Source organism: Mesorhizobium metallidurans STM 2683 (assembly GCF_000350085.1).
Classification (GTDB): domain Bacteria; phylum Pseudomonadota; class Alphaproteobacteria; order Rhizobiales; family Rhizobiaceae; genus Mesorhizobium; species Mesorhizobium metallidurans.
Genome location: NZ_CAUM01000172.1, coordinates 1 through 9,084, shown reverse-complemented (window position 1 = coordinate 9,084; position 9,084 = coordinate 1). Strand labels below are relative to the sequence as shown.

General features: G+C 61.2%; 8 protein-coding genes. 6 read left to right on the top strand and 2 right to left on the bottom strand.

All coding sequences use genetic code 11. The features are described from left to right. Together MESS2_RS29045 and MESS2_RS29040 are read right to left on the bottom strand one after the other, a co-directional pair. Nucleotides 1-801: transposase (locus MESS2_RS29045; RefSeq protein WP_040594288.1), on the bottom strand; the 801-nt coding region annotated here is incomplete at its 3' end. 367 nt (nucleotides 802-1,168) lie between these two features. Then, nucleotides 1,169-1,852 (bottom strand): GntR family transcriptional regulator, encoded by a 684-nt coding sequence (locus MESS2_RS29040; protein ID WP_008878245.1) that lies wholly within the window; start codon nucleotides 1,850-1,852, stop codon nucleotides 1,169-1,171. A 171-nt stretch (nucleotides 1,853-2,023) separates the two neighbouring features. Between MESS2_RS29040 and MESS2_RS29035 the strand changes: the two genes are divergently transcribed. From MESS2_RS29035 to MESS2_RS29010, 6 genes are all read left to right on the top strand, one after another. Continuing rightward, nucleotides 2,024-3,061 (top strand): 4-hydroxythreonine-4-phosphate dehydrogenase PdxA, encoded by a 1,038-nt coding sequence (locus MESS2_RS29035; RefSeq protein WP_008878244.1) that lies wholly within the window; start codon nucleotides 2,024-2,026, stop codon nucleotides 3,059-3,061. 65 nt (nucleotides 3,062-3,126) lie between these two features. Beyond that, nucleotides 3,127-4,119, top strand: a complete 993-nt coding sequence (locus MESS2_RS29030; protein ID WP_008878242.1) for a tripartite tricarboxylate transporter substrate binding protein — start codon at nucleotides 3,127-3,129, stop codon at nucleotides 4,117-4,119. A 63-nt stretch (nucleotides 4,120-4,182) separates the two neighbouring features. Further along, a complete protein-coding gene (locus MESS2_RS29025; RefSeq protein WP_008878241.1) occupies nucleotides 4,183-4,683 on the top strand; it encodes a tripartite tricarboxylate transporter TctB family protein in 501 nt (166 codons plus the stop codon). Nucleotides 4,684-4,719: 36 nt separating this feature from the next. Next, nucleotides 4,720-6,258: a tripartite tricarboxylate transporter permease gene (locus MESS2_RS29020; RefSeq protein WP_008878240.1), complete on the top strand. Its 1,539-nt coding sequence runs from the start codon at nucleotides 4,720-4,722 to the stop codon at nucleotides 6,256-6,258. A 31-nt stretch (nucleotides 6,259-6,289) separates the two neighbouring features. Then, entirely contained in the window at nucleotides 6,290-7,267 is a 978-nt protein-coding gene (locus MESS2_RS29015; RefSeq protein ID WP_040594286.1) for a sugar phosphate isomerase/epimerase family protein, read from the top strand. Continuing rightward, complete coding sequence (locus MESS2_RS29010) at nucleotides 7,264-8,976, top strand: dihydroxyacetone kinase family protein (RefSeq protein WP_008878238.1); 1,713 nt, start codon at nucleotides 7,264-7,266, stop codon at nucleotides 8,974-8,976. The genes MESS2_RS29015 and MESS2_RS29010 overlap by 4 nt, the downstream gene beginning before the upstream one ends. Nucleotides 8,977-9,084 lie beyond the last annotated feature (108 nt).

Sequence of the window (9,084 nt, the reverse complement as noted above, 5' to 3'; positions counted from 1 at the left end):
TTCGTCGGTCAGGTTGACCTGATCCTTGGCGCCGGGCCCTGCCGTCGGTGGCTGCGGCGGCCGACCGCCCGGCTTGCGGCCCGTCTTCCGCGCCTTCTCCGCGCGGGCCCTCATCTTCGCTTCATGATCGGCCTGCTCGCGCGCGAAGCGCTCCTTGGCCCGCGCCTCGATCTTCGCCTTGGCCTCGGCGATGCGGGCCAAGCGCTCCTCGCGCCGGGCCAGCTCTTGCGGCACCGACATGCCGTCCGGCGCATCCGCGGAATCGGCAGCCTCCGCCAGCGCCATCAGCTCCTTGACCTCGGCCTTCAGCTGCGCCTCGAGCTTGCTGGCATGCTCATAGGACAGCGCGCTGTGCCGGCTGGCGTTGGCGTGAACCTTGGTGCCGTCCAGCGCCACCGTGCCCAGCTTGAGCACCCCGGCCTCCCGGGCCAGCATCAGGACCTGGACGAACAGGCCTTCGATCTCCCTGAGAAACCGGCGCCGGAAGGTGGCGATGGTGTCGTGGTCGGGATGGTCGTTGGCAGCGATGAAGCGGAACGCCACCGAATCGTAGGTGGCGCGCTCCAGCTGGCGGCTCGAGAACACCCCCGTGGCGTAGCCGTAGACCAGAAGCCCCAACAGCATGCTCGGGTGATACGAGGCCGAGCCCGAGCCGCGATAGGCCTTGACCATCGCCGACAGGTCGAGCCGCTCGATCACCTCCACAACGAAGCGCGCCAGATGCCGCTCGGGCAGCCATTCATCCACCGACGGCGGCAGCAAAAACCCGGTCTCGCGATCAACCTGGCGAAAGTTGCTCATCACCGCACCAGTCAAAAATGGCAGAATCAATCAATGCAACTGAATCTCATCCAAGGCCTCGGCTCAAGTCCGACAGGCTGCTAGTGATCGATGAAGCCGACGCGCAGACACTGAACTTCCACTACCCGGTCGTGGGTTAGGCTTGAGCTCGGTGCGCGCGGCGATCCTTGGCCTCCGCAGCCCCGCCTAATTCCGGACTGCACACTGGAATTGACGGCGACCTGTGCCGGGGCAGCGTCATCCCAACGTCCGATCCTCTCACCACTCTTTCCTTTTGCGGCCGCTCAAAGGCAGGTTTTCAACCAGGAGGAAGCCACCCGAGGGTCTCGACGAAGCCGGGGAGGTCGGCAGCGCCACCGACACGACTTCACAATATCGACCGGACGCGCTCCCACGCCTTTTGGAGATGACATCCCAGAATCTTCGACAATCTATCCTTGTCGCGCAGTTCAAGTGCGGCGATCATTTCATTATGCTCGGCCACGGCGGCAGCCCAATTCTCCGGACCCTCATGGCCGACGAAGCGGATGCGCTTCAATCGCGTCTGCAGTGTGCCATGGATATCGATCAGCGTCGTATTGCCCGACAAGGCAACGATCATGGAGTGTATCTGCTGGTTTAGCTTGTAATATTGCATGCGATCCTTGGTCTCATAGCATCGGATCATTTCGTCGTGGGTTGCCCGAATTGCCGCGACCTGCGCGTCCGAGGCGAGATCACAGGCCAATCTTCCTGCCAACTCCTCCATTGCCTGCAAGACGGTCAGCATATCCTGAACCTCCCTGGCGCCGAAACGCTTCACGACAGCCCCTCGGCTAGGCACCAGTTCGACCAGGCCCTCACTGGCCAGATATTTGATGGCCTCCCGTAGGGGCGTTCGCGAAACCCCGAGTTGTTCGCCCAATTGGCCCTCGTGAAGACGCGTGCCGGGAGCAAGATCGCCCTCGATAATCATGTCGCGCAGATGGTTGACAATGGTTTCGTGAAGCACGGTGCGTTGAACCCGACCTCCGGTGCTACGCTGGCGTTCAACGGGAATGGCCTCGTCCATCAAACTTGTACCCAGTAGGAAGACTCAGGCAGTCCACCTGCGACTCTTTTGTCGCCGCAGCATGGAATCTCCCGAAGTTGGCGTCAAGGAACAAAAATGCTGCATACAGCATACAAAAGACTTGATGCAGACTGGTGCGCCATGTATGCAGGGTGAAACGGAGAGAAAATGATGGCTGCTGCGGTTGGGGCTGGCTCGCGTCCGATGCTGGCGCTCGCGATGGGCGATCCAGCCGGAGTAAGTGCTGAACTGACGGCGCGGCTCGTTGCGCTGCCTGAAGTCCTTGACGCGGCGAAGCTCGTCGTGATCGGCGACCGTCGCGTTCTGGACGAAGGCGCTCGCGTTGCCGGCGTGACACTCGATATCGAAATGGTCCCGCTTGACGGGCTGGAAGGGGCGGATTTCGGCCGTCACGCCTTTGTCGATCTGCGCCATCTTGATCCCAGCGACGTGGAGCGAGGCGAGGCCACTCTGATCGGAGGAACATTCGCCACCCGCAACTTCCGCACGGCCCTGGAACTGGCGAATGCTGGAAGGGTCAATGGCGTCTGCTTCACGCCCTTCAACAAGAAAGCGATGCGATTCGCCTATCCAGGCTACGACGACGAGATACGCTTCGTTGCCGATGTGATCGGCTTCACCGGCAAAGTCCGGGAGTTCAACGTCCTGGACAAGGTTTGGAACGCGCGCGTTACCTCGCACATCCCGCTTGCCGAAGTTTCGTCCAGCCTATCGGTCGATCTCATCCTGTCCGAACTGCAATTGACATACGGTTGCCTCAGGGATGCTGGCTATGACAATCCGCGCATAGCGGTCGCCGGGCTCAACCCGCACGCTGGCGATGGCGGCAGCTTTGGCATGGAAGAGATCGAAATCATAGAACCGGCCGTGGCAAAGGCGAAAGCGCTGGGCTTGAACGTAGAAGGTCCATTCCCGGCCGATACCGTCTTCCTGCGGGCGCTGAAGGAAGGCTTCCAGGCTGTGCTGACCATGTACCACGACCAGGGCCAGATCGCGATGAAGCTGATGGGCTTCGACAAGGGCGTTACCATGATGGGCGGGCTGCCTTTTCCGCTGTGCACGCCCGCTCACGGCACGGCCTACGACATTGCCGGCAAGGGTATCGCCGACGTCGGCGCCAGCCGCGAGGCGGTACTGCTCGCGGCCCGGATGGCCCGGCGAAGTGCTGGCCTGTCCGCGGCAGCCTGATTCTAGATCACGCATGCCGGCGTTTCAGGAGGTCTCCGCGTCGGTTTTTTCAAGGGAGGAGTATCATGAGAACTTCAATATCGAGAGCAACGATCCTGGTTGCGGCTTTCGCGGCGGCCACGCCGGCTCTGGCTTTCGATCCAGACAGGCCAGTCGAGTTCGTCGTTACGGCCGGAGCTGGCGGTGGCACCGACATTTTCGCAAGAACGATCCAGTCGATCATTGGCAAGTACAATTTGATGAAGGCGCCAGTGATTGTTACCAACAAAGGCAGTGCCGGCGGCGCCGAGGGCTTTGTCTATACGGCGACGGCCAAGGGCGATAATTTCAAGCTCGCTTTCGGTACCAACAATGCCTATCTGCTGCCGATCCGTGCGAAAGTGCCGTACACTTCGGCCGATCTGACGCCAGTGGCTGCACTTGCCGCCGATGAGTTCATTCTCTGGGTCAACGGCAAGGCGGACTACAAGACGGCGGCTGATTTCGTCGCAAGGGCCAAGGAGGCAGGGGGTGAACTCAAGGTCGCCGGCAGCCAGTCCAAGGATACCGATCAGATCCTGACCAGCATGATCAACGAGGCGACTGGCGCCAATCTCGGCTACGTTCCTTACAAGAGCGGCGGCGAAGCTGCGGTCCAACTCGCGGGCGGGCATGTCGCGGCCAATGTCAACAATCCAAGCGAAAATCTCGGCCAATGGCAGGCAGGCATGGTCAAACCCGTCTGCGTGTTCAAATCAGAAAGGCTGAAGAACGATGCCAAGGTCGCAGGTGACGCGAGCTGGGCCGATATCCCGACATGCAAGGACTCCGGCATTCCGATCGAGGACTACAACATGCCACGCACCGTGTGGCTGCCGGCCGGCGTAGATCAGGATGTCGTCGACTTCTACGCGAATGTCCTGAAGAAAGTCTCCGAGACGCCCGAATGGGCGAAGTACCTCGCCGACACCTCGCAGTCTGCCGACTACATGAGCGGCGCGCAGTTCGCCGATTTCATAAAGGCGGATGAAGCTTCGGTGAGCGAAATCCTGAAGCGTGAGGGTTGGCTCGCCAACTGATATCTTTCGAAGTCATCCGCGGGCGCCCTTCGGGCGCTCGCCTCTCTTACCGGGAGGTCGGTTATGAGCAGCGACGGTGCGAGAGGCATCTCCCGCTTTGCAATGGAGATCTTGGTTGCAACGGCGACAGCCGCGTTAGGCGTGGCGGTGTGCTATGGCGCGACCGAGGCAGGTGCTGGCTGGACCGAAATGGGGCCGGATGCCGGCTACTTCCCCTTCTATATCGGCCTTCTGATAGTCTTTGGCAGCGTCATGAACATCTTGCTGGCGGTGACAAGACAGCGAAAGCTCGGGGGTGTCTTTATCGATGGGCGACGCATCAAATCGGTCGCGTCCTTCCTGTTGCCGCTCGTCGCTTACGCAGCAGTCTCCAGTTTCCTTGGCCTCTACGTCGGAACCGCGCTTTACATAGCGTTCGCGATGCATTTCCAGGGCAGATACAAATGGTGGATCGCTGTGCCGTCCGGGCTGGCTGTGGCAGCATTTTTCTTCCTCGTCTTCGAGATGGGCTTCAAGGTTCCTCTTCTCAAAGGGCCGGTCGAGGCGTGGTTCGGTATCTATTGATCCGCGGTCCAGCAAGCGTCCTGGGGAGGAACAGCAATGGGTAACATCGGCCTGCTCTTTGAAGGCTTCGGCCATATCCTGACCTTTCAGCACGTGCTGCTGATGATGGTCGGCGTCACGCTCGGTATCCTGGTGGGAGTGCTGCCAGGGCTCGGTGCTCCGAACGGCGTCTCGCTCCTGCTGCCGTTGACGTTCTCGATGGAACCGATCTCGGGCATCATCCTGCTTTCCTGCATGTATTGGGGCGCTTTATTCGGGGGCTCGACGACCTCAATCCTGTTCAACATACCGGGCGAACCTTCGTCGGTGGCCACGACGTTTGACGGATACCCGATGGCGAAGGCCGGTCAGGCAAGCCGCGCGCTGACACTTGCATTTGTCTCCGCTGGCATCGGCGCGCTCGCAGGCGTTGTGATGATCACGTTGGTTTCCGGGTGGGTCGCGAATTTTGCTCTGCGGTTTTCGTCGCCCGAATATTTCGCGGTCTATTTTCTCGCCTTCGCCAGTTTCATCTCGATGGGCTCCAGCGCGCCGTTCAAGACGCTGGTATCGATGATGCTGGGTTTTGCGCTCGCTTCGGTGGGTATGGACACGATATCAGGCAACCTTCGCCTGACCTTCGACATTCCCGAACTGATCAAGGGTATCAGCTTCCTGATCGCGGTGATGGGGCTGTTCGGTATCGGCGAACTCCTCTTGACCACTGAGGAGGGGCTACGCTTCGAAGGCATCAAGGCCCGTGTCCGGATATCGGAGGTCGGCCGAACGGTGCTCGAACTGCCGCGGTATTGGTTCACGGTTGTGCGCTCGATATTCATCGGCATCCTGATGGGCATCACGCCGGCAGGTCCGACCGCCGCCTCCTTCATGAGCTATGGCTTGGCCAGCCGTTCGGCACGTGACAAATCGAACTTCGGCAAGGGCGACCCGCGCGGCATCGTCGCGCCCGAAACCGCGGACCATTCGGCTGGAACGTCTGCGCTACTGCCGATGCTGGCCCTGGGTGTGCCAGGCTCTGCCACCGCGGCAGTCATGATGGGCGGCCTGATGATCTGGGGTCTCACCCCTGGTCCGATGCTGTTCGTCGAACGTCCGGACTTCGTCTGGGGTCTGATTGCAAGTATGTATCTCGGCAATATCGTCGCGGTCATATTGGTGATCGCCACCGTGCCTCTTTACGCCTCGATCCTGCGCGTACCTTTTACCATCATCGGTCCGGTGATCGTGGCGGTCATTTTCAGCGGCGCTTACCAGGTAAGCAATTCCCTTACTGACGTCTGGCTGGTCGTTTTGTTTGGCCTGCTCGGCTACATCTTCAAGAAACTCGATTATCCGCTCGCCCCGCTGGTTCTGGCCATGGTGCTGGGGGACAAGGCAGAAGACGCGTTTCGCCAGTCGATGCTGTTGTCTTCTGGAAAGCTGAGCATTTTCTGGTCGAATGGACTCGTATCCACGCTGATGGCGATCGGCTGCCTTCTTCTCTTGGCGCCGGCGCTGATGTGGGTCATGGGGGTCTCGCGCAAACGATTGACGCGGCCGGACTTGCGACAAGACCCGAACGAAAACCCGCTCTGAGCTCCTCCGACAGTCCCAGCCTTTCCCCCCAATGGAGGTTCCCGTGACTACCCCACCGCGGAAGTGGAACAGACACAATTGGCCGATAGCCGCAGCCATGATCCAGTATCCGAATGTCCTGCGCGACGGCCGATCGGTCCAGGATCAGAGTGTCGAAGAGTGGGAGGCCACGCTTGCCGATGTCGTGGATACCGGCTTCACTGAACTCGACCCGACCGACAGCTGGCTAAGGCTAGCCGATCTCTCGCCCGCACGGCTCGATGATTTCGTTAAATTGGCGGGCTCGCTCAATCTCGCGATTCCCGCGATCTCGACCTCACGGCGAAGCGTCATCGACCCCGAATATGGCGATGCGCACCTCGCCTATAGCCATCGCGTTATCGAGACCGCGGCACGGATCGGCGCCGGCTCCGTGTCGCTTGGTCTGTTCGGGCCACTCACCGATGCCCAGAAGGCGGCACTGTGGTTCTGGGCGGTGGATGGCGTCAGGAATCCCGACGATCCACAGGTATGGAAGAAAGCCGTGGCGCGCATCCGCGAACTCGGCCGTCACGCGGAGGAGTTCGGCGTCGAACTGTCGCTCGAAATGTATGAGGACACCTATCTCGGGACGGCCGCAAGCTCCGTTCGCTTCGTCACCGATGTCGGTTTGCCGAACGTCGGCATCAACGCCGATGTCGGCAACCTCATTCGCCTGCACAGGCCGGTCGAGCACTGGCTGGAGATGGTCGAGAAAGTCGCGCCATACGCCAAATACTGGCACGTGAAGAATTATACCCGCGTTGAAGATCCTGTGTCCGGCGCGATCATCACGCATCCGGCCCCACTTGAGACGGGTATCGTCAACTATCGCGTCGCCATAGGCCTTGCGCTTGAGCACGGTTTTGGGAGCCCCTTCCTTTGCGAGCACTATGGCGGCGACGGGTTGTCTGTCAGTGCTGCCAACCGCGACTATCTGAGGTGCATTCTGCCCAAGACAGTATCAAGCGACTGGGAAACTGAACGATGACCACGATTTTTGACGCTCCAGAAGATTTTGCCTCGGCAGCTTTGGCGGGCTTTTGCGCGATCCACGGCCGGCATGTTCGCTTGGTCAAGGGCGGTGTGGTGCGTTCGACCGAGGTGCCGAAAGGCAAGGTCTCCGTCGTTGTCGGAGGCGGCTCGGGGCACTACCCCGCCTTCGCGGGTTACGTTGGCCCAGGCCTTGCCGATGCCGCGGTTGCCGGCGATGTCTTCGCCTCCCCGTCGACTGCCGCCGTGGCGCGAGTATGCCGGCATGCAGACCAAGGCGGTGGAATTTTGCTCGGCTTCGGCAACTACGCCGGCGACGTGCTGAATTTCGGCGTGGCGGCGGAACAATTGCGGGCTGAGGGCATCGACGTCCGGGTCTTGCCGGTGACTGACGATATCGCCAGTTCGCCCGCAGATGCGGTTGCCAAGCGGCGCGGCATCGCTGGCACCGTTATCGTGTTCAAGATAGCGGGCGCCGCAGCCGAAGCTGGCCTGCCGATCGACGAGGTCGAGCGTATTGCCCGCCATGCCAACAGCCGCACTGGGTCTTTCGGTGTGGCGTTCAAAGGATGCACGCTGCCGGGCGCCGCCGCTCCGCTATTTACAGTTCCCAACGGGAAGATGGCGCTGGGCCTGGGCATTCACGGCGAATCCGGAATCCGCGAGGAAGATATAACGTCAGCCTCCGATCTCGCAAAGCGTCTCGTGCGCAGCCTCGTCGCCGAGCGCCCAGCCGGAGCGAAAAGGGTAGCCGCCTTGCTCAATGGCCTCGGCTCGACCAAATACGAGGAACTCTTCGTACTGTGGCACGCGATTGCTTTGCAGCTCAAGTCAGAGGGGCTCGAGGTGATCGAACCCGAAGCCGGTGAATTCGTCACCAGTTTGGACATGCAGGGGTGTTCGCTGAGCTTTTTGTGGCTTGATGACGAATTGGAAGCCTATTGGCGCGCCCCGAGCGACGCGCCAGTTCTTCGCAGAGGCGCGGTGATCGCCGCTAATCCGACCACCGACGTCCTAAATGAGCCGGAAGGACAGCCGGTCTACCTGGCGGCTTCCGCAGCCTCCAAGGCAAGTGGCGTTTGTATCGCCAACATGATGCAGAGGCTTGCGGCGATGCTCAAAGATGCCGAGAAGGATCTTGGCCGCATCGATGCCATAGCCGGCGACGGCGATCACGGGCAAGGCATGAGCCGTGGTTCGGCTGCTGCGGCTGCCGCCGCTTCGGCTGCTGCGGCAGCCGGTGCCGGCGCCGCGAGCGTTCTGGCAGCGGCAGGCGATGCCTGGGCCGACAGGGCAGGGGGTACGTCCGGGGCCATCTGGGGCTTGCTGCTTCAGTCGTGGAGCAGCAGTTTCAAGGACGATGAATCCGTGACGACGGAGGCGGTGGTCCTCGGAGCGCGCCTCGCGCTCAATAGCGTGATCCGGTTGGGAGGTGCGAGCATCGGTGACAAGACTTTGGTCGACGCGCTTATGCCGTTCGTGGAGACGCTGGAAGACAGGGTCGCATCCGGAAAGTCCTTGGCGGAAGCCTGGCGCGATGCCGCGCACGCTGCGACGCTGGCGGCTGATGCGACATCGTCGCTCGCCCCAAAGCTCGGTCGCGCCCGTCCGCTGGCGGAACGGAGCATCGGCCATCCCGATCCAGGCGCGGTGTCACTGGCCATGTGCGCACGAACCACTGCGGTCCTTCTGCGGGAGGTTTCCTGACGGTGCTGTCACGTTGTTTGAAGAAGGGGCACATGAGACCCTCGGTGCCTTGTTCAGGCAAGCCGACGGCTTGCGGCGTTCCATTCGGCGATGGCCTGAAGGCGATGC

Bases quoted from the DNA above. Each gene is read 5' to 3' on its own strand.
- MESS2_RS29040 (WP_008878245.1), bottom strand. From the start codon at position 1,852: ATGGACGAGGCCATTCCCGTTGAACGCCAGCGTAGCACCGGAGGTCGG.
- MESS2_RS29035 (WP_008878244.1), top strand. From the start codon at position 2,024: ATGGCTGCTGCGGTTGGGGCTGGCTCGCGTCCGATGCTGGCGCTCGCG.
- MESS2_RS29030 (WP_008878242.1), top strand. From the start codon at position 3,127: ATGAGAACTTCAATATCGAGAGCAACGATCCTGGTTGCGGCTTTCGCG.
- MESS2_RS29025 (WP_008878241.1), top strand. From the start codon at position 4,183: ATGAGCAGCGACGGTGCGAGAGGCATCTCCCGCTTTGCAATGGAGATC.
- MESS2_RS29020 (WP_008878240.1), top strand. From the start codon at position 4,720: ATGGGTAACATCGGCCTGCTCTTTGAAGGCTTCGGCCATATCCTGACC.
- MESS2_RS29015 (WP_040594286.1), top strand. From the start codon at position 6,290: ATGGAGGTTCCCGTGACTACCCCACCGCGGAAGTGGAACAGACACAAT.
- MESS2_RS29010 (WP_008878238.1), top strand. From the start codon at position 7,264: ATGACCACGATTTTTGACGCTCCAGAAGATTTTGCCTCGGCAGCTTTG.